General features: G+C 63.8%; 25 protein-coding genes. 9 read left to right on the top strand and 16 right to left on the bottom strand.

Going from position 1 to position 22,257, the window contains the following annotated elements:
- The 4 genes from HMPREF1023_RS15195 to HMPREF1023_RS06790 all read left to right on the top strand — a co-directional run.
- A partial coding sequence (locus tag HMPREF1023_RS15195) for a hypothetical protein (protein ID WP_009305462.1) occupies window positions 1-514 on the top strand: 514 nt, incomplete at its 5' end.
- Between the two features lie 10 nt (window positions 515-524).
- Complete coding sequence (locus HMPREF1023_RS06800) at window positions 525-1,526, top strand: hypothetical protein (RefSeq protein WP_009608417.1); 1,002 nt, start codon at window positions 525-527, stop codon at window positions 1,524-1,526.
- A gap of 111 nt (window positions 1,527-1,637) precedes the next feature.
- Window positions 1,638-2,144: a hypothetical protein gene (locus HMPREF1023_RS06795; RefSeq protein ID WP_009305459.1), complete on the top strand. Its 507-nt coding sequence runs from the start codon at window positions 1,638-1,640 to the stop codon at window positions 2,142-2,144.
- 12 nt (window positions 2,145-2,156) lie between these two features.
- Window positions 2,157-6,029 carry a VaFE repeat-containing surface-anchored protein gene (locus HMPREF1023_RS06790; protein WP_009305457.1) on the top strand — a complete coding sequence of 1,291 codons (3,873 nt, stop codon included), beginning with the start codon at window positions 2,157-2,159 and terminating at the stop codon, window positions 6,027-6,029.
- 30 nt (window positions 6,030-6,059) lie between these two features.
- Here the strand turns inward: HMPREF1023_RS06790 and HMPREF1023_RS15430 are convergent, their stop codons facing one another.
- The 5 genes from HMPREF1023_RS15430 to HMPREF1023_RS06780 form a co-directional block, all read right to left on the bottom strand.
- A complete protein-coding gene (locus HMPREF1023_RS15430) occupies window positions 6,060-6,311 on the bottom strand; it encodes a helix-turn-helix transcriptional regulator (RefSeq protein WP_229068594.1) in 252 nt (83 codons plus the stop codon).
- A 143-nt stretch (window positions 6,312-6,454) separates the two neighbouring features.
- On the bottom strand, window positions 6,455-7,006 hold the full coding sequence (locus tag HMPREF1023_RS06785) for a hypothetical protein (protein ID WP_035576983.1): 552 nt from the start codon (window positions 7,004-7,006) through the stop codon (window positions 6,455-6,457).
- Window positions 7,007-7,183, bottom strand: coding sequence for a hypothetical protein (locus tag HMPREF1023_RS15695; RefSeq protein ID WP_009305453.1), 177 nt, complete (start codon window positions 7,181-7,183; stop codon window positions 7,007-7,009). It lies immediately after the preceding gene.
- Window positions 7,184-7,342: a hypothetical protein gene (locus tag HMPREF1023_RS15690; protein WP_009305452.1), complete on the bottom strand. Its 159-nt coding sequence runs from the start codon at window positions 7,340-7,342 to the stop codon at window positions 7,184-7,186.
- 2 nt (window positions 7,343-7,344) lie between these two features.
- Entirely contained in the window at window positions 7,345-7,560 is a 216-nt protein-coding gene (locus HMPREF1023_RS06780) for a hypothetical protein (RefSeq protein ID WP_009305451.1), read from the bottom strand.
- Window positions 7,561-7,717: 157 nt separating this feature from the next.
- On the opposite strand from HMPREF1023_RS06780, the gene HMPREF1023_RS06775 reads away from it, so the two are divergent.
- On the top strand, window positions 7,718-8,266 hold the full coding sequence (locus HMPREF1023_RS06775; RefSeq protein WP_009305450.1) for a TetR/AcrR family transcriptional regulator: 549 nt from the start codon (window positions 7,718-7,720) through the stop codon (window positions 8,264-8,266).
- A gap of 28 nt (window positions 8,267-8,294) precedes the next feature.
- Here HMPREF1023_RS06775 and HMPREF1023_RS06770 read toward each other — a convergent pair whose 3' ends face one another.
- From HMPREF1023_RS06770 to HMPREF1023_RS06760, 3 genes are read right to left on the bottom strand one after another with little or no spacing between them, the layout of a single operon-like run.
- Entirely contained in the window at window positions 8,295-8,825 is a 531-nt protein-coding gene (locus HMPREF1023_RS06770) for a hypothetical protein (protein WP_009305449.1), read from the bottom strand.
- Window positions 8,822-10,030 carry a relaxase/mobilization nuclease domain-containing protein gene (locus HMPREF1023_RS06765; RefSeq protein ID WP_035578678.1) on the bottom strand — a complete coding sequence of 403 codons (1,209 nt, stop codon included), beginning with the start codon at window positions 10,028-10,030 and terminating at the stop codon, window positions 8,822-8,824. Before HMPREF1023_RS06765 ends, HMPREF1023_RS06770 begins: the two co-directional genes overlap by 4 nt.
- Window positions 10,031-10,034: 4 nt before the next feature.
- Window positions 10,035-10,445 (bottom strand): hypothetical protein, encoded by a 411-nt coding sequence (locus HMPREF1023_RS06760; RefSeq protein WP_009305447.1) that lies wholly within the window; start codon window positions 10,443-10,445, stop codon window positions 10,035-10,037.
- 351 nt (window positions 10,446-10,796) lie between these two features.
- Between HMPREF1023_RS06760 and HMPREF1023_RS06755 the strand changes: the two genes are divergently transcribed.
- On the top strand, window positions 10,797-11,159 hold the full coding sequence (locus tag HMPREF1023_RS06755; RefSeq protein ID WP_009305446.1) for a helix-turn-helix transcriptional regulator: 363 nt from the start codon (window positions 10,797-10,799) through the stop codon (window positions 11,157-11,159).
- A gap of 1 nt (window position 11,160) precedes the next feature.
- Complete coding sequence (locus HMPREF1023_RS06750) at window positions 11,161-11,682, top strand: ImmA/IrrE family metallo-endopeptidase (RefSeq protein WP_009305445.1); 522 nt, start codon at window positions 11,161-11,163, stop codon at window positions 11,680-11,682.
- A 512-nt stretch (window positions 11,683-12,194) separates the two neighbouring features.
- On the opposite strand, the gene HMPREF1023_RS06745 is transcribed toward HMPREF1023_RS06750, so the two are convergent.
- From HMPREF1023_RS06745 to HMPREF1023_RS06730, 4 genes are all read right to left on the bottom strand, one after another.
- Entirely contained in the window at window positions 12,195-12,593 is a 399-nt protein-coding gene (locus HMPREF1023_RS06745; protein ID WP_009608484.1) for a YraN family protein, read from the bottom strand.
- Window positions 12,594-12,899: 306 nt separating this feature from the next.
- Window positions 12,900-13,598: a hypothetical protein gene (locus tag HMPREF1023_RS06740; protein ID WP_009305443.1), complete on the bottom strand. Its 699-nt coding sequence runs from the start codon at window positions 13,596-13,598 to the stop codon at window positions 12,900-12,902.
- 263 nt (window positions 13,599-13,861) lie between these two features.
- The gene (locus HMPREF1023_RS06735) at window positions 13,862-14,344 is read right to left on the bottom strand and encodes a DUF3846 domain-containing protein (RefSeq protein ID WP_009305442.1); all 483 of its coding nucleotides are present in this window, start codon (window positions 14,342-14,344) and stop codon (window positions 13,862-13,864) included.
- Window positions 14,345-14,425: 81 nt separating this feature from the next.
- The gene (locus HMPREF1023_RS06730) at window positions 14,426-15,682 is read right to left on the bottom strand and encodes a ParB/RepB/Spo0J family partition protein (protein ID WP_009608451.1); all 1,257 of its coding nucleotides are present in this window, start codon (window positions 15,680-15,682) and stop codon (window positions 14,426-14,428) included.
- A 356-nt stretch (window positions 15,683-16,038) separates the two neighbouring features.
- On the opposite strand from HMPREF1023_RS06730, the gene HMPREF1023_RS06725 reads away from it, so the two are divergent.
- Both HMPREF1023_RS06725 and HMPREF1023_RS06720 read left to right on the top strand, forming a co-directional pair.
- Complete coding sequence (locus HMPREF1023_RS06725) at window positions 16,039-17,556, top strand: ATP-binding protein (protein WP_009305440.1); 1,518 nt, start codon at window positions 16,039-16,041, stop codon at window positions 17,554-17,556.
- Window positions 17,557-17,606: 50 nt separating this feature from the next.
- The gene (locus HMPREF1023_RS06720; protein ID WP_009608473.1) at window positions 17,607-18,398 is read left to right on the top strand and encodes an abortive infection family protein; all 792 of its coding nucleotides are present in this window, start codon (window positions 17,607-17,609) and stop codon (window positions 18,396-18,398) included.
- Between the two features lie 118 nt (window positions 18,399-18,516).
- Here HMPREF1023_RS06720 and HMPREF1023_RS06715 read toward each other — a convergent pair whose 3' ends face one another.
- The 4 genes from HMPREF1023_RS06715 to HMPREF1023_RS06700 all read right to left on the bottom strand — a co-directional run bounded on the left by HMPREF1023_RS06715 (window position 18,517) and on the right by HMPREF1023_RS06700 (window position 21,994).
- A complete protein-coding gene (locus HMPREF1023_RS06715) occupies window positions 18,517-18,726 on the bottom strand; it encodes a hypothetical protein (RefSeq protein ID WP_009305438.1) in 210 nt (69 codons plus the stop codon).
- A gap of 313 nt (window positions 18,727-19,039) precedes the next feature.
- Window positions 19,040-20,272, bottom strand: a complete 1,233-nt coding sequence (locus HMPREF1023_RS06710; protein ID WP_009608422.1) for a hypothetical protein — start codon at window positions 20,270-20,272, stop codon at window positions 19,040-19,042.
- Window positions 20,272-21,216 (bottom strand): ParB/RepB/Spo0J family partition protein, encoded by a 945-nt coding sequence (locus tag HMPREF1023_RS06705; RefSeq protein ID WP_009305436.1) that lies wholly within the window; start codon window positions 21,214-21,216, stop codon window positions 20,272-20,274. Before HMPREF1023_RS06705 ends, HMPREF1023_RS06710 begins: the two co-directional genes overlap by 1 nt.
- Window positions 21,209-21,994 (bottom strand): ParA family protein, encoded by a 786-nt coding sequence (locus HMPREF1023_RS06700; RefSeq protein WP_009305435.1) that lies wholly within the window; start codon window positions 21,992-21,994, stop codon window positions 21,209-21,211. Before HMPREF1023_RS06700 ends, HMPREF1023_RS06705 begins: the two co-directional genes overlap by 8 nt.
- Between the last annotated feature and the right edge of the window lie 263 nt (window positions 21,995-22,257).

Here is a 22,257-nt window from a genome sequence, read left to right as displayed (position 1 = left end):
CGACGGCGCGCCCGAGAAGACCGTCTCCTTCCGCGACGGCTCCTTCATAGAGTCCGACGGGGCGTCGGTCAAGCTCGCCGCCTTCGACGTGAAATGCGCCGGCGAGGGAGAGGGGCAGCTCCACCTCGACGTCGACATCGTGAGGGATGGCGGCGCCCGCACGGCCGCCACCATCATCGTCGAGGGGCAGGAGGGCGCGCTTTCCGTCGCGTGCGACGGGTTCGCGAACGAGAAGCGCTACGTCCAAGGCGGGGCAAGCAGCGAGAAGGTCCGCGCAACGGGCCTCGCGGAGCCCTACACGGGCCTCATCGACGGCAAGGAGGGCGAGCTGGCGACGGCCATCGACGCATGGTGCAAGGGCCATGCGCCCTCGGCCGCCGAGGCGTCCTTCGACGGCGAGGTGTACGTGGACGTGAACGGCGGGCGCGTGAGCGCCACGTTCCACCTGGACGACGCGGCGTCCACCATCGTGACGGCCGTCTACGAAGACGGCGCGTTCAGCGTGCTCGGGTAAGGCGTCCGACATGGCATCACCGACAAGGCGCATATCGGGCTCCGTGGCCTTCGCCCGCTCGTTCTCGGCGACGGCGCTCCTCTGCGCCTGCCTGCTCGCCTGCCCGAACCTCGCGTTCGCCGACATCGCGGGCGACATCAACGCATGGCTCTGCGGGATCCTGCGCGACACCTGCAACTGGATATTCGCGGGGCAGGCCGACATGCTGAGGTCAATAGGCTACGACGGGGTGCTGGCCGCCGGCTTCTCCCAGATGATCGGGGGCGCGGGGACCGTCACCATGTACGACCTCGTGCGCGGCGTGTGGGAGCACGCGATCCTGCCCATAGGCTGCGGGATGCTCTCGTTCGTGTTCACCGTGCAGCTCATCAAGGTGTCCCAGAGGATGGACGGCAACGCGTCGATGCCGGGCGTGAGGGAAGTCGTGTTTATGTTGGTCTTCTTCGCGGTGTTCCTCTTCCTCATCCAGAACAGCTTCGATCTGATGGCCGCCGTCTACGAGGTGGTGAAGCTCGCCATAGACCGCGTGGTGGCGCTCTTCGGCGAGGGCATGCCGATAGACCTCGCCGCCGTCTCCATCACCACCGTCGACGACGACGTGGCGGCGCTCATCGCGATGCTCGTCGTGGCGCTCGTGTCTTGGCTGGTCGTCATCGTCGCCTACGTCGTGGCGCTCGTCGTCAGCTGGGCGAGGGCCATCCAGATATACGTGATGGCGGCCTTCAGCCCCATCCCCCTCGCGCTGATCTCCCTCGACGAGACGCGCCAGATGGGCGTGGGCTACCTGAAGAACTTCGCGGCGGTGTGCCTGGCCGGCGTGATCATCTTGGTGCTGCTCGTGTCCTTCCCGATAGTGCTCGGGGGGCTCAACGCCGCGAGCGCCGGGGCGCCCGTCGTGGACTCCATCGTAGGGGGCCTGTCCTACGCGCTCCAGTACCTGGCGATGTGCGTGCTCCTCATCCTCTCCCTCGTGAAAAGCGGGGCCTGGGCGCGCGACATCATGGGCGGCTGACGCCATGGGAGCCAGCGCGCGAGGCCCTTGAGGCAGCAGCACCCCACCGACCCGAAAGGCGCGCCCGCCCAGCCGGGGCCATGGCGCGAAACGATGAGAAGGAGATGAAAGATGGCGGAAGACACCGCTGGGAAAGAGCGGAAGAACGTCTACATCACGCTGCACAAGTCGTTCGTCCACGAGAACATAAAGTACACCGACAGGAGCACCGGGGAACAGAAGTCCTTCAACGTGGCGCGCCTGCCCTCCGACACCGTGATAGACGGCAGGGACGTGGGAGGCTGCGAGTTCAGCCCCCTCTACGTGAACCCCTCGAGGTTCCGCGGGGAGAACTGGCGGGACATCCCGCTTTTGGCCGATCGGGAGGTGCAGCTGCGCCGCGATGTGCGCGACATCGAGGGCAACCCCATCGTCGGCGAAGGCGGGAGGCGCGAGAAGGAGGTCATCAGGGTCATGCCCGAGCAGATCAGAGAAGCGCTCGCCGAGGCGCGCAGGCGCTACGCCGAGGAGCATGCCAAAGACGACCGCGGGCTCGCCGAGCGCGCGGATGCCGCAAGAGACGCCTCGGGATCCATGGAGAAGGGCGCGCCGCGCCCTTTAGGCCGTGAGAGCCGCTGAGGAGGTGACGTGATGGAAGCAACCCGAAACGGCGCGGCCTCGAAGGCCGTGCGCATCCTCCTCGCGGCCGCCCTCGCCCTGGGGGCCCTCCTGCCCGCAGCGGCGCTCGCCCCCGCCGAGGCTCAGGCGGCGCAGCGCGCGACGCTCACCGTGGGGCCCGACATAGAGTACGACGCGTTCTTCACCTCCTGGTTCGAGGTGGACGGCCAGCCCGCATGGTGCGGGAACCCCTCGAAGCCCACCCCGCAGGGAGGAGACTACGACAAGCAGCCCCTTTCGGCCCCGAGCGGCCGCGTGGGCGAGCTGGCGGCGGACATCTGGTTCTCCTACGGCTCACCCGGCTTCGACGAGTCGCTTTGGCCGAGCGCGTGGCAGGACGGAAGCGCCATGACGGCGGACCGGTACATGGCGCTCGCGCACATCCTCATGGCCGACACCTACTCCTCCGACGGCAACTACGCCATGTTCGGCTGCACCGAGGGGTTCCGCGACTGGGTGAAGCAAAACGTCATAGGCTTCGGCGACGACGGCTCCGAGATCAACCCGAACGCCACCGGCCGCAAGATCGCCGCGCGCGCAGGGGAGGTACCCGGCAATTTCGAGCCCTTCGTGCTCTACACAGGCTCGGCGACCCAGGTGATCCTGTCCTTCACCTACCACACCACGGTCAAGGTGTCGAAGGAGGCCTCGGAGTCATGGGCGGCGAACGACGCGGACTACACGCTCGCGGGCGCGGTCTACGGAATCTACCGAACCCGCGCGGACGCCGAGGCCGACGTCAACAGGGTGGCGAGCATCGTCACGGACGAAAGCGGGCACGGCGAGTCCGAGAGCCTCGGCGCGACCCGCGAGACCTTCTACGCGAAGGAGGTGGAGCCCTCCTCTGGCTACGCCCTCGACGAGTCCGTCTACGAGGTGGGCCCCGGCAACGACTACGCGTTCTCCTCGGAAGAGCCGCCCATCACGGTGCGCCTCGTGCTGAAAAAGCTCGACGCCGAGACCGGCCAAGGCGCTCCCCAGGGCGACGCCACCCTCGACGGGGCGCTCTACGAGGCCAGCTACGACCGGGGCGGCGCGACGGAGAAGGTGCAGGGGGAGACAGCGGGGGCCACCGTCGTTTTCGAGGGCATCCCCCTCGGCGACGTCACCGTTCGCGAGCTCGATCCCTCGGGCGGCTACCTGCTCGACCGCGAGCCCCATCGCCTGAGCGCGACCGCCGACATGGCCGAAGGCGGCGCAGTCGTCGAGATCGCCCCCGAGGGCGAGTTCGGCGAGCTCGCGCAGCGCGGAGGGTTCATCGTCGGCAAGGGGGATGCCGAGCGCTACGACCACGAGGACGGCATGTTCTGGAACTACGCGCAGGGCGACGCCTCCTTCGAGGGGGCGGAGTTCACGGTGTACAACCGGTCCGCGAACCCCGTTTGGCACGACGGAAACGGCGATGGCTCGTTCCAGGAGTCCGAGGAGTTCGCCCCCGGCGAGGCCATCACGACGATCGCCACCGAGTACAACGCGTCGCTTGACGCCTGGACCGCCACGACGGGCGTGCGCGCCCTGCCCTACGGGACCTACGAGATCGTGGAGACGAAGGCCCCCGAGGGCTATGCCGGCGAAGGCGTCGTGAGCCATGTGGTCGAGATCCGCGAGGACGGCCAGTTCGACCAGCTCGTGGAGGCCGACGGCATGCTCAACGAGGTCATGCGCGGAGGCGTGCAGGTGCAGAAGGACGACCTCGAGCTCGGGACGAGCGAGACCCTGGGCGGGGCCGACCATTCCGCGCTCGGGGCGGAGGGCTACCTCGGCAGCTCGCTCGCGGGCATCGAGTTCACCATAGAGAACGCGTCCGAGCACGGGGTCATGGTGGGCGGCACCTACTTCCCGAGCGGCAGCGCGGTGGCGACCATCGTGACGGCGTGGAACCCCGGAAAGGCGGCGTACACGGCACAGACCGCATCCGACGCCCTGCCCTACGGGACCTACCGCATAGCCGAGACCGCCACCAACGGAAGCTACCTCCTCACCGACGGAGCGCCCCGCACCTTCGAGGTGCGCGAGGACGGCAAGACCGTCGTCACCGACCGCGAGGGCGACCCGCTGACCTGGCGCGACCAAGTGGTGCGCCATGACGCGCGCCTGCAGAAGAAGGGCTCGCCTTCGGGAGAGAAGCTCGCGCTCGTGCCCTTCCTCATCACCAACGTCACGACCGGCGAGGCGCACGTGGCCGTCACCGACCGCAACGGCATGCTCTCCACGTCGTCGGAATGGCGCAGCCGCGAGACCGTCGTGAACGCCAACGACCGGCTGCTCGACGAGGATTACATCCACGCGGAAGACGTCGTGGAGGAGTCCGGCATCTGGTTCGGGCAGGGCGAGGACGGCTCCGAGGCCGCGCCCGACGATGGGCTGGGCGCGCTGCCCTACGGGGAATACCGCATAGAGGAGCTTCGCTGCGAGGCCAATGAGGGCTACACGCTCTGGTCGGAGACCTTCAACGTGAGCCGCGACACCACGGACACCCCCTTCGACATCGATTTGGGCACCGTGGACGACCAGCCCATCCCGACCGTCGCAACCGAGGCAACCGACAAGGCCGACGGCGACCATGCGCTGAGGGCCGAGGGCGGGGCCGTCGTCGTCGACGAGGTCTCATATGCCAACCTCGTCCCCGGCGAGAGCTACACGGTCAAAGGCACGCTCATGGACAAGGCCACGGGGCAGGCCCTCATGGCGAACGGCGCGGAGGTGACGTCCGAGGCGGCGTTCACGCCCATGGCCCCCTTCGGAACGGTCGAGGTCGAATTCGCCTTCGACGCGACTGAGCTCGCGGGCAAGGAGATCGTCGTCTTCGAGAGCCTGGAGCGCGAGGGCCGCGAAGTGGCCTCGCACGCCGACATCCACGACGAGGCCCAAACCGTGACGGTGGAGCCTGGCCCCGAGATAGGCACCGTGGCCGCAGACGGCGCCGACGGCGACCACGAGGTCTCGGCCGACGGCTCGGCGCACATCGACGACCAGGTGTTCTACAGCGGCCTCGACGCCGGGGGCGCTTACCGGCTGGAAGGGGTGCTCATGGACCCGGGCACGGGAAGCCCGCTGCTGATCGACGGTGAGAAGGTCGAAGCCGCGGCAGAGTTCTCACCCGGAGAGCCCACCGGGTTCGCCGTCGTCTCCTTCGAGCTCGACGCCAGCGCGCTTGAGGGCCGCAGCGCCGTCGTGTTCGAAACGCTCTACGACGGCGAGGGCAACAAGGTCGCCTCGCACGAGGATCTGGAAGACGAGGGGCAGACGGTGGCCTTCACCGAGCCCTCGCCCGAGATAGGCACGACCGCGGCCGATGCCGACGACGGGGATCATGAGGCCGCAGCCGACGAGAGCGTGGCCATCGTCGACGAGGTTCGCTACGAGAACCTGGAACCGGGCCGCGAGTACGTGCTCACCGGCACCCTCATCGACAAGACGGGCGCCGAGCCCGTCGAGAAGGACGGCCTGCCGCTCGCCACGGTGGTCGCCTTCACCCCCGCAGAGCCGAACGGGTCGGTCGAGGTGGCCTTCAACTTCGACGGCAGCCAGCTCGCGGGACACACGGTGGTCGCCTTCGAGAGCCTATCGCTCGACGGCGAGGTGGTGGCCACGCACGAGGACATCGACGACGAGGGCCAGAGCGTCAGTATCGTCGAGAAGCCCGCGTCCGATATCCCGAAGGCCGAGCTGGCGCAGACCGGCGACACAAACAACATCGTCCCGCTCGTCTGCCTGGCGGCTGCGGCGGCCCTGACGACGGCGCTTGCCCTTGCGCATCGCAGGAGAGGGATTGAAGAAAACAACAAAGGTAAGGAGAAATACTCGGAAGAGGCCGACGAAGAGGATGCGTCGTTGGACAAATAGCCGAAGCATAAGATGTGATAACGAAGCTGGCTAATCAAGGATAGTAGCTTGGTCGCCTAGATGGAGAGGGAGCGGATCTGCGCTCCCTCTTTTCATGCCATCGATTATTCGCGCCTGGATTTGTGCGGCCATATCTTTGCTAATGAAGCTACGCGGATCGATTCTAAGTGCTACGCAGGCCCTCAAGAACTCTTCGACTCGCATTTCCCGTTTACCGTTAAGCACGTTCCAGAGACGCTTTCGGTCTGTTCCGATTCTCCTTGCCAACTCGGCCACGGACATTCCCCTTGCGCTCCGCGTTAGGTCCAGCTTGTTCGATATTCGTCGGCTATCTTCGCAATTCATTGTATTCTCGGCTTGAAACAAGATGACGGTATCGACAGGATTGCTCAGATGAATAGTGCGCAGCCATAGCAGTGCCGAAGTTAGCTTTCGACGTCGATTGAAAGTCTGCCATTATCTCGATGCAGTTTGAAGGGATATAAGATTAGCTCTATACCGAGAACAACGACGTGGTGCTCCATACTGCCTAAGGGATTCACGATGAGCAGGAGGGAAAGCCCGAGTTCTGCGGTCGCGAGGAGGAGCTGAACTGCGTCCAGCTTCCTGCGCCGCGCTTTCGCTACCACTTCATCGTATTCCCCGGCGACTTTATATAAACCGAGCAGCCCCCAGGATACTCCGATGATGTTCGTTGACACATCGCCATAAAAGATGCAGACAACACCCAGAGTGGCCATAACGAACGAAGTGCCCGCTCCCCTTGTCTTTTCCTCGAAGCGGCCAGCCAATCTGAAAGCGACTCCTGCACCGCCTACAAGTGTCATAAGCGCACCGATTATGATGGAAAGATAGCCGGCGACTACGCTTGGCATAATCAAGCACACGATACCTACGACGACCATAAGGCTGGTTAATAATACAGTTCGGAGCCGATGGTGTTTTCCGGCGAGCTCTTCGATGACATCGAGCAACATCTAATACAGATCCTTCTCGCGGGGTTTGCCGCCGAGGTTCCTCGCCCGCTCGGTGATGTCCCAGGCCTGCGCGTCTGTCGGCTTCTCGCCTCCGTTTCTGGAATTGAAGAACTTGCTGATGAGCACGACCGACCCGATCGCAATGATGGGTACTGCCACAAGTGTGATGAACCCCATCTACCTCTCCTCCTCTCGGTCTTTGCATGTGAATGCGAACACCTTTCTAGCGATCATCACTGTGGCGAATACGACCACGGGGATGACGACCACGGTCACGGGTTCGATGGCCAAACTCGAAACCCCCGCCAGGAGGTCGCTTCCGAATATATCGAGCATAACTACCGCTCCTTCCCGGCGTTATCCGCGAATGCGCCGTCGATAATCCCCGATGCCTTCTCGCGAGCATCGTTCACCTCATCGTCGCTGAGGCCCTCTTCGCCCCGTGCCACCCTGGCAGACGAGATGGAAGAGATCACCGCATCCGATATCGCCTTCATGCCGTCCCGGTCGGCACCCCCGTTCATCAGGTAGCTGTGCATCGCCTGTCTGTTCATGCCTTGCTCCTTTCTGATTAATACAACATGTGTTGAACATCTGACTTTGTGATGCTATTGTTAGTCTTCAAGGCGTGCGATTCAATCAGCAATCGGAAACGCAGTGGAAGATGTGCAACATATCGGCTCGATGTGTTGGAAAACGAGGGGAGCGACGATGGGCTATGATGCGCGCGTCCGGTACACGAAGGGCGTGATACGGCAATGCTTCATAGACGCATTGCGCGCAAAGCCCCTGCGCAAGGTGACGGTGAGGGAGATATGCGAGGCTGCCGAAATAAACCGCGCGACCTTCTACCGCTACTACGACAACCCCTTCGACCTCATGGACAAGATCGAGCGGGAGTACCTAACGGAGCTCACATCCCTCATCGGGGAGGTGGAGCCGGGAAGAATGCGGGAATCGCTGCAGGCCATGCTCGGCTTTCTCAAGGAAAACCGCGGAGACTGCCTCGTGCTCTTCCTGGAAAACGGCGACCCCGACTTCGCCCTGCGCGCCATCGGGGAGTGCTTTCAGAAGATGCTCCCGAACCTTGACGGGATAATCCCCGGAAAGGACCAGGCCGAGCGGGAGTGGCTGTTCCACTACATGGCTCAGGGATGCGCGGCGGCGCTCGGCAGCTGGATGCGGGGCGGGATGAGCGAGAGCGTGGAGCGTTTGGCCGATTTTCTGGTGGACTGCAACACCAAGCTACTCGCACGCTAGCAATCCGGCGCGAATTGGCCGTACCTTTTCAGAACCGCGTTGCAGACCCTTCGGTTGTCGTCCCCCCGCTCTCGCAAAGGATGCTCATGAGCGTCGCAGGAAAACCCATGACTTCGCAGACCCTAGATACTGGATTGTCGGGGTTGTGGTTAATCGAGAAACCTAAAGAGGCATTTGCCTTGGGAACGATATCTTCGGCAACGTCGTATGCCCACGAAAGCGCAGCGGCATCCACGAGCTCGCCCTCGACCTGGATGAGCACGGTTTCGCCGTCCATGGTGACCCGGTTGAGTCCCTGCATGTCGTCGGCATCGACTATAAGGAAGCTCCACCCATCGCGGCGGCGCGCGACTGGCAGTCCTTTCGGCCCCGACTCGTCCTTGTAGGCTTCGGCGGCCTCGTAGTAGTAGGAGCAGAGCCAAAGACTCTCGCCGTTCACGTCCGACAGGTCAAGCGTATAGTTGGTGAGCAGGTTGCCCGGCTGCGGCACGCCGTCGGTCATGCGATCCGTGTCGAACACGTCGATGCGGCCACCGGCGTAATAGACTTTGATGATCATCTCTCCGACCCTTCTCTTTGCTTCTCTGCGGTCGGCTGCGGAGCGGGCTCTGCTGCTCTTGCAGATTCGGTGTGTCTGGCGTTGCGCCCCGTCGATTCTCTGTCCTCAGGGCGGCTGAAGCGCGGCGCCGGCCTCCCTGCTGGCAGGAGGCCCATGGAGCGGATGTAGGAAGCCGCCGGGCTGTCTGCGTTCCCGGTCCTTTCGAGGAAGGCGTCCAGGTCGGCCGCGCACCGGGCACGGGATAGCTCTATCAGCGCCATCGCCCCCGACAGGCTGCGGAGCTCTTCGAGGTTCCCGACCTCGACTGCCCGCTTGGCTATCTTGGCGATGGCTCGCTCGCCGGAATCTTCGAGCCGCCGGATGCCGCCAGATCTCAGCAGCGGCTCCAGACGCTCGCGTCCATAGGCGAGCCCCATGCGCTCCCCGGATATCCTCCTCGCGGGGCGGTCGGCGAAGGCGTATATCCAGTCCCTCCGCTGCGCCTTGGGCGAGTTGTCCGAGACGGTGACGCCCATCGAGGCGAGAATGCCCCGGAACTCGGCCTCGCTCCTGGACACCGTGCGGGCGATACGCACGCGGCAGCGGATGTCGGCAGTCCACGAGTACTCGCCGCGATCTTGCAGCTCCCTCTCGGCACGCCGCACGTATTCGCTTCGATGGGTCTCGGGGGCCCTCCTGGAGCTGCGCCTCTCGGCGCGGGCGGCCACCCCCTTCGCTGAGGGAGGGCGCAAGGCGGTGAGCCCCTGCCCTTCGGCAACGGCCTGCAACGACTCAGCGAGGGCCTTCGGGTCGGGATCCTGCAGGCGCCGCCCCGTCTCGATGTTGGTGTTGTTCACGACGACGTGCGCGTGGGGTATGCCGCCCTCGTTGTCGTCGTGGTAGACGATGGCGACCTCGTAGTCGGGGAAATGCTCCTCGGCCCATGAGGACGCCAAATCGCGCAGGGATTCGAGGGAGATGCCGTCCTTGGGGTCCGGCGAGACGACGTAGTGCTTGTAGGTGCGCACGCGCCTCCCCCGCCAGGGAAGGTCGTTTCCGAAGGCGCGTCGCGTCTCGTCCATGACGGCCGCCCAGTCGAAGGCGTCGGCGCCCTCCGGCGCGTCGATGTTGATGAGGTCTTCGGCGAGCGCGCGGTTCTTCTTGGTGAGGTAGCGGCGGATGCCGCGTGCGGAGGTGTGGCCCGCGATGGTCTTGAGCATCGGCATGGCGTCACCTGCCGAGGGCGGCCATGGCTGCGCCCAGGATGGCCTCGGCATCTGCCCGGAGCGCGGCGATGCCGGGCTGCATGGCGACGAGCCTTCCCGATGTCCGGTCCAGCTCCTCGATGACGTCGGACGAGTCCATATCGTTCGCGCGAAGGTAGTAGGCGATGGCGTTCAGCGCGTGGACCGCCTGATTGTAGTGGTGCCCCCATCGCCGCATCTCGCGGGAGAGCTTCACGGCCGTCGCGCGATCGACGACGACGAGCCTTGCGCCGCCTTCGATGCTCTCATCGGGCAGCTGCAAAAGGCATCGGATGAGGTCCGAGAGCGTCATATCCAACTTCGAGGCGAGCGCCTTGGCGCGGGCGACCTCCCCCTCGGACATGCGCACGTGGATCTGCTTGGGGTATCGCTCCATCGCGTCGGCAGAGCCTCCTTCCGAGTTCTTACAAGGAGGCTCTGCCGACACCCCAGGGGCGCGGGGGATCCCCCGCAGAGATCGTAGCCGAGGTGCCGCCGAGGCGAGCTGCCGCCGTCCCGCGCCGGGAACGAACGTCCCCGATGCGGTGACGCGCCGAGGGGCGCGAGCCGGCGCGGGTTTCGGCGCGCGGGCACGCGGCGGTCGAGAGCTATTCCGCGTGCTGTGTACACGGAATAGGCCTCTTGCTTTGCTGCGAAATCTCGTAGCTCCAGAAACAAATCTACAATTTGTATTCTACATATTGTAGAACTATGATACACTTACGCTGTCGACAATAAAGGAGGAAGTATGGCAACGGCATTAGGGAGGTTCCTTAAGAAGCTGCGTCTCGATAACGATGAGTTGCTGTTTGATATGGCAAAGAAAATCGAGATGCCCACCTCGACACTATCCGCCATGGAAACGGGAAGAAGGCGCCCCTCAAAAGGACTTGCGGAAAAGATAGTCAGCGCATATCGCCTAACAGAGGAGCAGATACAGCAGCTACATTCGAGCATATCGGAAGCGAATGACTGGAACATCGGAATCGATGCATCTGCTTTCTCCCCAAAAGACCAGAACACTGCTGTGGCTTTTGCCCGCAGATTCTCCGACTTGGATGGAGACGACAAGGAGGCAATATGGAAGATACTGAACAAGGGGAAGGACTAACATGTCAAGCTACGTTAGGGGCATGAAGGTGCCTCCATGCAGCAGAAACGACCTACGAAATCTAGCTGCAAAAATGCATGAGCTGCTTCGATACGATGGCAAGTCGCCTTTTCCAATAGTAGATGTTGTGGAGTTCGTTCTTCCTAGAATTGTTCCTGGATTCGAGCTTCATGTGCTCCCAGCGGAGGAAATGGGAGAGGAGCATGGCAGAACATACCCAGACAAACACCTGATGTTCATCCGCGAGGACGTTTACGATGGGGCGTGCAAAGGGAACGGACGCGACCGATTCACCATGGGTCACGAACTTTCCCACCAGCTCCTGCATGAAGGCATTGACGTCACGCTTGCAAGAAGCAACTGCCAACATAAAACCTTCGAGGATTCCGAGTGGCAGGCGGACGCATTGGCTGGTGAACTGCTAATGCCCCACAAGGACATCCAAGGGCTTTCCGTAGGCCAAGTAGTAGACATCTTCCAAGTTAGCCCTTCAGCTGCACGAACGCAGTTGAACGCGGCATAGACGAAAGATTTACGAAGGGAGGTGAGGACATGGCTAAGGTACACCATGGCGGAAAAGTTGGCAAAGCGGCTTCGCGCCTTGCCAGCAAAGGGACGTCGAAAAGCACCAAAAGCTCATCGGCAAAGACCCTTGCAAACCACAAGCACAATATGCACTAGACCAGAAATGCGAGCCTAATCGAAGGGAGGTGAGGACATGGCATACGTAAGGATCAAGATTCCGACCTATCGCGTCACTAAAACCGGAAGGATCGTGAAGACCGGGACCAAAACCAAGACCATAAAAGTGAAATGAGACCCTAGCGGCCACTAGAATCTCATTTTGCGGAACCGAGAGCTGCCATCCAGGCGGCTCTCTTGTCTTTCATAAGGATAGAAGACCGGGAGTGCCATTGCAATAATCACTATGAAAACAAGCCGATACGAAGAGATTGGTCGCTGCGACTTTGGGAACGAAAGGCCCTCCGACCCGAAGGCCGGAGGGCTCGCCCCTCGATGGAGGGCCAGGAGGTCTTAGGCGATCTCCGGGAGGGCATCGTCGGGCCGCATGGGTTCGGATGCGCCCATGCAGTTGATGTGGTGGCGGATGAGCGCCCGGTCGGGGCCGATGACGAGGATTGCCGCCGTGTCGAAGCGGACGCCCACGTCCGCGTGCTCGGGATGGCCCGCGAGGTAGTCGACGGCGATCCTCTCGCGCTCCTCGCGCTCGCACGCCCCGCCGCGCTCGACCGGGAACCCCTTCGCCGCATCGGAGCGGACCCTCACTTTCACGAACGCGAGCACGTCGCCGTCCAGGGCGATGACCTCGCATTCGCCCGCGCCGCTTCGCCAGCCCTCCTCCAGGACCTCGTAGCCCCGTCGGCTGAGGAAGCGGCTAGCCGCCATCGTTCCGCGCGTCTTCAAGTCTTCCATGTCTGACCTCCTAGTCTTTCGGCCGGCCCCTTTCGGCCGCCTCGTGGCCCGGGTGCCGCCGGGGTTCGCGCGGGGGCGCAGGGGAGGAAGCGAAACCCGCCAGGGCCCGAGTTTTCGGGAGATCGTGGGAGCGCGCTCGCCTCCCGAAAAGTTTTCGCGGCCCTTGCGCCCCCGGGCGGCTCTCGGCGAGCCTTCGGGCATGAGGCGGCGAGGGGCCGGCGCAAAACGAGGGGTCAGCTGGCCCGAAGGCGGGGGCGACGGATCCCGCCGGCCTCACAGCCGACGGAATCCGCCGGGCATCGGGCGCTAGGCGCGGGGCCTGATACGGACGGTGTCGCCGTGGACGTAGTTGTTGGAGTTCCACGAGAAGTCCCCGTCGTGGTCGTAGTTCGCCACGTAGGGCAGGTCGGGATAGGTGACGTCGCGCGCGCCGTCGGGCGCGTCGATGCGGACGGCGATGCGGTTGAACGCAGGCTGCCCGAAACCGACCACGGGGAACGTCTCCCACCCCCCGCCGACGGTGCGCATCCATACCTCGTCACCCAGCCGGACCTCGCTCGCCGGCACCTCCACCGCGCCGAGGAAATCGCCCAAGCGCAGTCCCTCGGGCATGGCCTCGTCGAAGGCTCGCAGCATGCCGCCGAAGTCGTGCCCTCGCTGCTCCTCGCTCGGGTCGACGGCGCGCCAGCCGACGACGCTCCAATCGCCGTCGCGCTCCTCGCGGACGCGCTCGACGATGCGCCAGCCGTCGATGACGTACACGCCGTTGTCGCCCTGGTCGCCTATCCGGTCGAACCGGTCGATGCCGACCGAGAGCGAGCCGCCGAAGAAGTTGCCCATCACCTGCGCCATGCGGGCCCAGCCGTAGCTGTCGGAGCTCGGAGGGCGATAGCCCTGGAGCTCGCAGTACCTGAGCAGCGGCTCCACCGTGTCGCGGCCGCCGTTCCAGTGCAGGTAGAGCGCGAGCTCGCGCTCCTTGGTGGTGATGACTGCCCGGTTTCCCATGATGAGACCTCCTGTTAGCTTTGGCGGCCCTCCTTCCGGGCGCGCCTCCTTGGGGAGGGCTCCGCCCGGGCGCCGCGCGGGGGCAAGGGGGGCATGCGAAAACCGCAGGCCTGAGCTTCCGGTCGCTTTCTTGGTTTTCCAGCGGAAGGTTTTTCGCGGCCCTTGCCGCCCCGCATGGCGCTCGGGCAGCCTCGCCCCCGAGATGGCGCGTCGGGAGGGAGGGCGCCCGCAGGGGGGCGCCCTCTCGGGATGGCCGGCGGCCGTCACGGGCGCGGCCTTCGAGCGAGCCTCGCCAGGACGGCGCGCGCCTCGATGGGGCCCGACGCGATGGATTCGAGGCTGCCGAAGCGCTCCATCACGCGGCGGCGCTCCGCCTCGGCGATGTCGCGGTCCTCGCCCGTCTCGGGGTCGAACCCGACGCACACCAGGTCGCCGAAGGCGATGTGGTAGAGCTCGCCCGGCTCCACGGGACGCGACGGGTCGTCCTGGCTCGCGTAGCCCGCCTCCGCCATGGCGGCGTCGGCGTAGATGGCGCGGTTCGGGGCGCAGCCGCTGCCGGGCAGCAGGCCCTCCTCGTTGCAGTAGACGGCGGGCGCGTCGCCGAACACGTAGCCCATGGCCTCTATGCGGCCACCCACGCAATCCTGCAGGGCCGCGAGGAAGCTGCCGTCCTCGTCGGCCTCGAGCGTCTTTCTGTAGGGCATGCCGCCCGTGGGGACGACCATGGCCTCGAGCGTTTCCTTCATGGTGGAACCTCCTTGGAGAATCGATGTGGCGGAAGGGAAGCGGCCGCCCGACCCGCCGATGGGGCCGGGCGGGAACGGGCGTCAGGCCGCGAGGGCCGCGGCGTCGCCCTCGTCGAACACCTCGTCCTCGTCGTCGCCGGCGAACAGCCCGTGCAGGTGGTCCATCAGGTCGCGCTCGCCCTCGGAGAGCTCGTAGCCGGCGGGCATGAGCACGTCGTCCACGAAGGAGACGAACCCGAGGAGGTCGTCCAGGTCGCAGGGCCACGGCTCGTAGCCCGCCTTGAGGGCGAGCTCGGGGACCTCCGGGAGGCACGCGGGGACGGCGCGCATCAGGATGAACTGGTCGAGGGCCTTGCCCCTCGGCTGCCTGAATCCCTCCCAGGCGTCGTCGGGCTCGCATCCGTAGGCCGCCTCGAACGCTTCGTAGGCCCACTGGCGCAGCTTCGACTGGCCGTTTGAGGGGAACCTCGGGAAGGCCGCCTTGGCGAACTCGATGATGCGCTCGCGCATCGCGGCCGCGTCCTCGCGGCGCTTGAGGTAGGCCTCGGTCGCCTCGACCTCCTCGGGCGTGGGCTGGTATGCGTGGGACCCGTCGTCGCAGTAGAAGGTCACGTCGGCGCGCTCGCCCCACTCGCAGGGCTTCACGGCGGCCACCAGCCCCGCGTGCCCGCACTCGCCGTCGCAGGCGTGGTAGCCCTCGCCGAGCGACTTGCGCTCGACCACTTTGACGCCGAGCGATTCGAGCCTCGCCGCCTCGTCCTCGGCCGCCTTGCGGGCGCGCGCCCTGCGGCAGACCGCCTGCCGGTCCCAGTGGCTCCTCTTCGAGAGCACGGCCACCACGTCGTTCTCGGTGAGCACGTCGTCGTAGTCGCCCATGAGCGCCACTGCGTCGAAGTCCAGGTTCACCGCGTCAACCGGCACGACCTTCGCGCCGCGCACGTAGGACTCGGCCCTCTCCTCCGGGATGTCGGCCGACACCGCAGCGTCGGCCACCGGCACCCCCAGCGAGAGCATCGTCTGGATGCCGCGCCCGCGCTCGGCCTCGGTGAGCTCCCTGCGGTGGTTGTTCTCGGCGTTGAGGACGGACGCGATGCGCGCGTCGTCCCAGCCGTCCATCACGTAGGCGTCGGCCACCTCGAGCCCGAGCGAGCGCATGGCGGCGGTGCGCCTGTGCCCGGCGACCAGCTGGTAGGCCTCGCCGTCGGCCACCACGATGAGCGGGGTGATCTGGCCGTTCACCTCGATGCTGCGCGCCAGCCCCGAGACGTCGCCCAGCTCCCTGCGGTTCTGGTGCCTGCTCTCGACGCACGCCGCGAGCGGGATCTTCGTCGTTTCCATCTTCACGACCTCCTTGGGTTTTGCGGCCGCCCCTTCTGGGCGGGCCTTGTGGCCCGTGCCTTGGGCGGGGTTCGCGCGGGGCGCAAGGGGGGAATGCGAAACCCGCGAGGGCTGGAGTTTTCGGAGGGTGTGGATGGGCGCATCGCGGCCCGAAAAGTTTTCGCGGCCCTTGCGCCCCGCGCGGTTCCCGCCCGAGCATGCGGAGCCTCAAGGCCGCCAGGGGCGGCGCGTCCAAGGAGGTACGGAAACGACAGTGCCCCAGACCGCTCGGTGCGTCGATGTCATGCAAACGGGAACGCAGGGTATCGGGGTGATGCTGGCGGCGGTAGAATGAGGCGAGCAAGAACGGAGCGCAGATGGATCATCCCTACATCGAGAACGACATAGAGGCATTCTGCCACGACCCAGAGGGGCACTACTTCGACCGCAAGAGCGCACGCAAGGACGCCGATGAGATCGCTAAGCATCTGATGGCCTTTGCGAACGCGGCAGGGGGCAAGCTAGTCGTGGGCATCGAGGACGACGGCACCGTGACTGGCTTCAAGCGAGATAAGGCCCACAGCATCGAAGGTTTCGAGCAAGCCTATGTAACAGAGCTAGCTCCGTCACCGAGGGTGAAGACCGAGCGTATGCCCGTCGTGAACGAAAAGGGCGATGACGACCACGTGCTCATCATGGATGTCGCAAGCTCCGAGAGACAAGTGGTGCGACGTCGCAAAGACGGCAAGGTGGCGCTCCGGAAGGGCGACGAGAGCGTGTGGCTCGACCATGAGCAGATTCGTGCCCTCGAATACGACAAAGGCGAGTACTTCTTCGAGAGCGAAGTGCTCCGTGACTCTAGCATGAACGACGTTGACCGCGAAGCTGTGGAGACCTATCGCCATGCGCTTGGAACCAACGTCGACGACGAGAGGCTGCTCCGCAGCCTTGGCGTGCTCAAGGACGGGCATCTCACCAACGCCGGCATGATGCTGTTCGGAGAGAACGTACGGGCGGTTTTGCCGCAAGCCAGATTCAGGGTAATCAAGATCGACGGCACCGAAATGGGGCACGGCGACAAACTGCGCATCGTGAAGGACCAGACGTTTGACGGGCCGTTCATCAAGTCCATCCCCGAGGCTCGCGACTTCATCGCCTCCCAGCTCCGCGACTACCAATTCCAGGTGCATGGGACAATGGAGTTCAGGGTAGTTCCCGAATACCCGGAGTACCCGTGGTTTGAGGGGCTGGTGAACGCCATCACCCATCGTGACTACAGCATCTATGGCGAGTATGTCCGCGTCTACATCTTCGACGATCGTATGCTCATCCAAAGCCCCGGCAAGCTCCCCGGCGCTGTCACTCTTGAGAACATCAGGCATAAGCGATTCTCTCGCAATCCAATCATCGCTCGTGTTTTCACGGCCTTCGATTGGGTCAGAGAGCTGAACGAGGGCGTGGATAAGATATATCAGGAGATGTCCGACGCTGGTTTACCAGAGCCTGAATACGAGAACGACGACGACTACTATCTGAAGCTAACCTTGAGGAACAACCTTGAGGAACGTATTCCGAGGCTGCGCAACGAGGTTGCTCATGGACTGCCAGCTGTTTCAGGCGGCGAAAGCGACTCTCTTGCGCATGGCATACCGGTGCCGCTCGATCTCGCTACCCTCATGACGCTCTCTAAGAACGAGATTGCCGCAATACGCATCGCCGCAGAAAACGGCCGGGTGACAACGAAGATGTTGGCCGCCAAAAGAGGGGTAACCACCCGAACCGCCTCGACCGTTCTCAAAGGGCTCGCGAATCGCGCTCTTCTAACTTGGCATGGGAAAAGCCCGCGCGACCCGCAGCAGTACTACGAAATTACTACGAAAAATATTTCGGAGTAATTTCGTAGTAATCGAGCGCAGAAATGAGAGTATGAGGGATGAGGTGGATTATGGAAGAGGAATATAGGAATATCTCCCCCTTGTATATGCAACGATTAAAGGAACGAGTGGAGGATGCACTCTGGAATCTGTTCACCAAGTCGAAATATAGGCAAGTTGAGGAATACGTCGGGCGCTGGTACGAGTCGGATGACTTCAACTATGAGAACTTTAGTATATACAGGAAAGATGACCATATAGATCTCGGGCGCACGTTGGCTGGCATGCCAAACGACATCCTCATAAAGGTAGCTGCTGATATTGGTGTTGAAACACCGGGGCTGCTTCCGTGCATCCCTGTAATGAAGAACGTGCTGAATCGGAATAATACCAACGCTTACGCGAACTTCGAGCGCGCCGTGAAGAACGTTTACGACCATCCCGACCAATCCGTTGCTCTTGCCGCTTCAACGTTAGAAGGCGTCTTTAAAACCATTTTGCAGAACATTGACCCAGAGGCATCGGTCGGCAATTTGTCCCTAAGCGATCTGACGAACAAGACAGTGAAAAAACTCGTGGATTCATGCGAGCCTAGTGCGCCTCAGGAAATAAAAACGCTTTCCACTCAGCTGCGCGGCCTCGGCAGCACTATAGATAATCTGAGAAGTGACAAATCTACGGCACATGGGAAAGCTGCTGGCGAATATGTCATTGATGATGCGCTGTGGGCAGAGGCGGTGGTGAACGCCACCGCAACCTTGGGCCTGTTGCTCTGGAGGCTGCACGAGCGCTCGTGCGCAAAAGCTGAAGAGGAATCGCCCGTTCAGCCATTCTCAACATATGATGGCGATATTCCGTTCTAATAAGGCTCCATAGCGGTGTGGCATTGACGAGCTGCCTCGATTTTGCGACCATGATTGCACGTGAAAAACCCTAGGGTTTTGTAAGGGCCGGTCCTGCTGGGACTGGCTCTAGTTTTTTCTAGGCCTCTTTCCAGGCGTCGTCGAGGTCGGCGGCGCAAGTCTCCACGATGGAGCGCACCGCCGCGAGCTCTGCGGGCGTGATCTGCTCGATGCCGGCCTTGTCTTCGAGCATCAAGATGAGCTTGGCCGCGCCCTCCAGCTTCTCGGACGACCGGACCACAGCGTTGACCGTGTCTTTGCTTGGGGCGTAATCTTCGTTCGCTGCCATTGGGGACATCCTTTCAGGCGAGATGTTCGAGAAGGATGATGGTAGGCCCCTTGTCAAAAAGATGAGAGGCATCCACCTCAGTTGTCACGCTGTTGGGAAATGAACACCAAATACCCAATACGGCAGATGCCCCTCTGTCCGGTATTTGGTGTTCGTATTCAGTTAGCGTGACCTTTCCATTATAAACCGTGCCGGCAAGGCGGAAGCCCTCTGCACGGCATCCGCAGACCAGCGTGCCGCAGATGGCGAAAAGCTCACATGAACCGGAACACCGAGCGGAAGAGCCACTTCAGGAAGCGCCATACGGCTTTCATCATGCGCACCCCCTTCCGAGCAGCGGGAATCCGAGCGAGGCCTGCGCGCCCTTCAGCTGCGCCATCTCCTCGGCGCTCATGGCGAACAGGTCGCACATCTTGAGGTAGCGGGCATAGCGCTCCTCGCAGGCGGCCCAATAGCGCTTGTACGGGCCGTCGTCGGCGCACAGTTCGAGTACCCGCTCCTCGGGAGGGCGGCTGCCGTCCATGCAGAGCTGCGATCGGATGACGCTGCGCCTGGTCTGCACCTTGCGCCACAGCTTCGCGAAGTCCGGGTCCGCCTGGGCGAGGCCGGCCATGTCCAGGGGCTCCCCGTCGGCGGCGAAGATGTCGGGCGGTATGGGCTCGTCGGCCCATGCGGCCAGCCCGTCGTCGCAGGCAAGCCAGCGCGGCAGGTTCTTCGCGAGGCGGTTGTCGTCGCCGTTCCTGAGCCAGTAGTCCTTGGCGTAGGCGGCGTAGGCGTCCACGATCTGCTCCGGGTCGAACCCCGCCACCACCTTCGCCTTCCAGGCCTTCAGGGCATCCCGTTTGAAGGCGAGCGACGTGAGCGGCTTGAGCGACATCGAGCACAGCCGCTCGAATGCCTCTGGGAACTCGCCCTTCCGGTACTCCCTGAAATCCCCCGAGGCCTTCTCCTCCGACCTGTCGGCCGGTGCCGGGTCGCAAGAGATGAGTTGTTTATCGGTTTGAGGGGATTGATCGGATGAGTAATTTATAGGTGCCGGTTTCCCAGATGTGGCTTTCCCAGATACGGGTTTTCCCGTTCTGGCTCCGACCTGGGGAGATTCGCCCGTTTCGCGTGTTTCGGGAGGCTTCGCGGGCCCTTCGGGGCCATCGGCGGCAGACGGCTCTCCGCCGCGCTCGAACTCCGAGAGTATGGCGAACCCGTCGGCCTTCAGCTCCGCGCAGACCTCGCCGTGCATAGCCGGGTCGTCGAGGGTGATCCAGGTGGCCTCCTCGGCCTTGAGGAAGCGCCCGTTCTCGCTGCGCTTGCGCGCGCGGATGATGTAGCCCGCGCCCTCAAGCTCCTTGATGCCGGCCGTCACCGCATCCGCCCCGTCGCGCACGAGCGAAGCGAACCCCTTGATGGTGAACACCCACTCGGGGTTGCCCTCAAGGGAGCGAATCTGGCAGTAGATCCCTTTCGCCTTGGCCGACAGGCCGTGGTCGAAGAAGATGGTGTTCTCGACGTGGGTGAAGGAGCCCTTGCCCCTGTGCAGGACGTTGCCCATCACGCACCGCCCAGCCCGTCGCGGCGCCGCTCCGCCTGCTCAAGCAGCTCCAGCGCCTTCACGATGCGCCCCTCGATTTCGCTCTGCGTGGCCGAGGGCCGGAAGAACCGGGCGATGCTCCTCCTCGGGATGCGAAGCTGCTCGACCTGGTTCGGCTTCTCCTCCTCCATGATGGAGCGGATGAGGACGGGCGTGAGCGAGCCCTCCTTGGAGTAGCGCTTCATCTTCACCGCCTGGGCGTGCGAGGGCGTGCAGGCCTGGGCCTCCATGGCGTCGAGGAGGTGCTCCTGCTCAGCTTCTGTGAGGTAGCTCACCTCCACGGCGGGCAGCATCTTCATGCGGCCCGCGTCAACGAGGGAGAGGAGCTGCGGGACGAGGAAGGTCAAGCGTATGAAGCGCTGCACCTTGGCCTCGCTCGTGCCAAGCTCTTCGGCTAATATGCTCCGCGACCACCTGCCGCCAGACTTCTGTTCAACTTGAACAGAAGTGAGGTCGGTGCGCTGCCCCTGGCGCTTCATCGCCTCAAGCCGCATCGAATAAGCGAACGCCCGCTCGCTCGGCAGGATGGTCTCCCTCTGAAGGTTCGAGTCCACCATGGCTATCGTGGCCTCGTCGTCGCCCATGCACCTGACCACGCACGGCACGGTGGCGAGCCCGGCGATCTCTGCGGCGCGCTTGCGCCTGTGCCCGCTCACAAGTCCGTACATTCCATCGCCGAAGGGGCGCACGGTCAAGGGGACGAGCACCCCGCTCTCCGCGATGCTCTCGGCCAAGCGGGCCATGTCCTCGTCGTCGGCCACCTTGAAGGGATGGCCCGGGAAGGCCTCGATGGCTTCGAGCGCGATCTCGCGCACCTTCTCGCCCGCATCCTGCTCGCGCTCTCCCTGGGAGGTGAACAGGTCGTCCACGGTGGGAAGCGCGAGCTCCAGCTTCTTCCTAGCCACGACCGACCACCTCCTCGGCGAGCGCCGCGAAGGCGCGGGCCACCTTGCCCTCCCCGTCGTAGGAGAAGATGCTCTCGCCGGCGGCGGGGGACTCTGCGGCCGATACGGCGCGCGGGATGACGGCGTCGAACACGCGGTAGGCGCTGCCGTACTGTTCGCGCACGGTAGCCTCCACCTCCTTGGCGAGGTTGTTGCGCGAGTCGAATAGCGTGACGAGCACGCCCTCCACCTCAAGGGCCGGGTTGATCTGCCGCCTCACGCGCTCGACCGTCTTCAAGAGGCCGGCCATGCCGGATGCGGGCAGGTACTCGGCAGAGACCGGGATGAGCACGCTGTCGGCGGCCACGAAGGCGTTGACCGGGATGATGCCGAGCGTGGGCGCGCAGTCCATGATGATGTAGTCGTAGGCCCCCTTGAGAGGGGACGCCCACATGTTGAGCACCTGCTCGCGCGACATCGCCATGAAGACGGCCATCTCCATGCCCGCGAGCTCGATGTTGGCGGGCATGAGGTCAACGCCCTCGCGGTGCGAGAGGATGCCCTCGGCCGGGGTCAGGGGCTCGCCCGCGATGACGGCGGCCAGATGGTCGGCGAGCGTCGTCTCAAGGGAGTCGGGGGCCTTCCAGCCGAGCGACTTGGTGAGGTCGCCCTGCGGGTCGGTGTCGACGAGCAGCACGCGCTTTCCGAGGCGCGCGAGGGCGACGCCCAGACTGAGGGTGGTCGCCGTCTTGCCGGTGCCGCCCTTCTGGTTGGCTACGGCGATGGTCTTGCATGGCATGGTCTGCCTCCTCACTGCGGACGAGTCCGCGTCGGGAGGTCAGAATGGCTGTTTCAAGAGTGAGTGCAGGTTTCGCGCATATCGAAAGGACGGGATGCGCACGGGATGGCGACGGGAAAAACAGGGGTATCGGCAGGAAATACAAGGGGCCTCTGTTTCTTCTGCCGCCTCCGGAATACCCCTTCCACCCGGCACTCCTGTTTCGTATAATTCGGAGATACTGAGAAACAGGCGGCACGTCGGAGATTCCCAAGCTTGTATTC

Source organism: Eggerthella sp. 1_3_56FAA, from assembly GCF_000185625.1.
In the GTDB taxonomy this organism is placed as follows: Bacteria; Actinomycetota; Coriobacteriia; order Coriobacteriales; family Eggerthellaceae; genus Eggerthella; species Eggerthella lenta.
This window is presented reverse-complemented; position numbering and strand designations above follow the sequence as displayed.

Coding starts and splice junctions, on each gene's coding strand:
- HMPREF1023_RS06740 (WP_009305443.1), bottom strand. CDS start 13,598: ATGGGAAACCGGGCAGTCATCACCACCAAGGAGCGCGAGCTCGCGCTC.
- HMPREF1023_RS06725 (WP_009305440.1), top strand. CDS start 16,039: ATGGATCATCCCTACATCGAGAACGACATAGAGGCATTCTGCCACGAC.
- HMPREF1023_RS06785 (WP_035576983.1), bottom strand. CDS start 7,006: ATGTTGCTCGATGTCATCGAAGAGCTCGCCGGAAAACACCATCGGCTC.
- HMPREF1023_RS06735 (WP_009305442.1), bottom strand. CDS start 14,344: ATGAAGGAAACGCTCGAGGCCATGGTCGTCCCCACGGGCGGCATGCCC.
- HMPREF1023_RS15430 (WP_229068594.1), bottom strand. CDS start 6,311: ATGTCCGTGGCCGAGTTGGCAAGGAGAATCGGAACAGACCGAAAGCGT.
- HMPREF1023_RS06755 (WP_009305446.1), top strand. CDS start 10,797: ATGGCAACGGCATTAGGGAGGTTCCTTAAGAAGCTGCGTCTCGATAAC.
- HMPREF1023_RS06765 (WP_035578678.1), bottom strand. CDS start 10,030: ATGCCGATGCTCAAGACCATCGCGGGCCACACCTCCGCACGCGGCATC.
- HMPREF1023_RS06750 (WP_009305445.1), top strand. CDS start 11,161: ATGTCAAGCTACGTTAGGGGCATGAAGGTGCCTCCATGCAGCAGAAAC.
- HMPREF1023_RS06775 (WP_009305450.1), top strand. CDS start 7,718: ATGGGCTATGATGCGCGCGTCCGGTACACGAAGGGCGTGATACGGCAA.
- HMPREF1023_RS15695 (WP_009305453.1), bottom strand. CDS start 7,183: ATGGGGTTCATCACACTTGTGGCAGTACCCATCATTGCGATCGGGTCG.
- HMPREF1023_RS06720 (WP_009608473.1), top strand. CDS start 17,607: ATGGAAGAGGAATATAGGAATATCTCCCCCTTGTATATGCAACGATTA.
- HMPREF1023_RS15690 (WP_009305452.1), bottom strand. CDS start 7,342: ATGCTCGATATATTCGGAAGCGACCTCCTGGCGGGGGTTTCGAGTTTG.
- HMPREF1023_RS06770 (WP_009305449.1), bottom strand. CDS start 8,825: ATGATCATCAAAGTCTATTACGCCGGTGGCCGCATCGACGTGTTCGAC.
- HMPREF1023_RS06730 (WP_009608451.1), bottom strand. CDS start 15,682: ATGGAAACGACGAAGATCCCGCTCGCGGCGTGCGTCGAGAGCAGGCAC.
- HMPREF1023_RS06790 (WP_009305457.1), top strand. CDS start 2,157: ATGGAAGCAACCCGAAACGGCGCGGCCTCGAAGGCCGTGCGCATCCTC.
- HMPREF1023_RS06800 (WP_009608417.1), top strand. CDS start 525: ATGGCATCACCGACAAGGCGCATATCGGGCTCCGTGGCCTTCGCCCGC.
- HMPREF1023_RS06700 (WP_009305435.1), bottom strand. CDS start 21,994: ATGCCATGCAAGACCATCGCCGTAGCCAACCAGAAGGGCGGCACCGGC.
- HMPREF1023_RS06780 (WP_009305451.1), bottom strand. CDS start 7,560: ATGAACAGACAGGCGATGCACAGCTACCTGATGAACGGGGGTGCCGAC.
- HMPREF1023_RS06745 (WP_009608484.1), bottom strand. CDS start 12,593: ATGGAAGACTTGAAGACGCGCGGAACGATGGCGGCTAGCCGCTTCCTC.
- HMPREF1023_RS06715 (WP_009305438.1), bottom strand. CDS start 18,726: ATGGCAGCGAACGAAGATTACGCCCCAAGCAAAGACACGGTCAACGCT.
- HMPREF1023_RS06710 (WP_009608422.1), bottom strand. CDS start 20,272: ATGGGCAACGTCCTGCACAGGGGCAAGGGCTCCTTCACCCACGTCGAG.
- HMPREF1023_RS06760 (WP_009305447.1), bottom strand. CDS start 10,445: ATGGAGCGATACCCCAAGCAGATCCACGTGCGCATGTCCGAGGGGGAG.
- HMPREF1023_RS06795 (WP_009305459.1), top strand. CDS start 1,638: ATGGCGGAAGACACCGCTGGGAAAGAGCGGAAGAACGTCTACATCACG.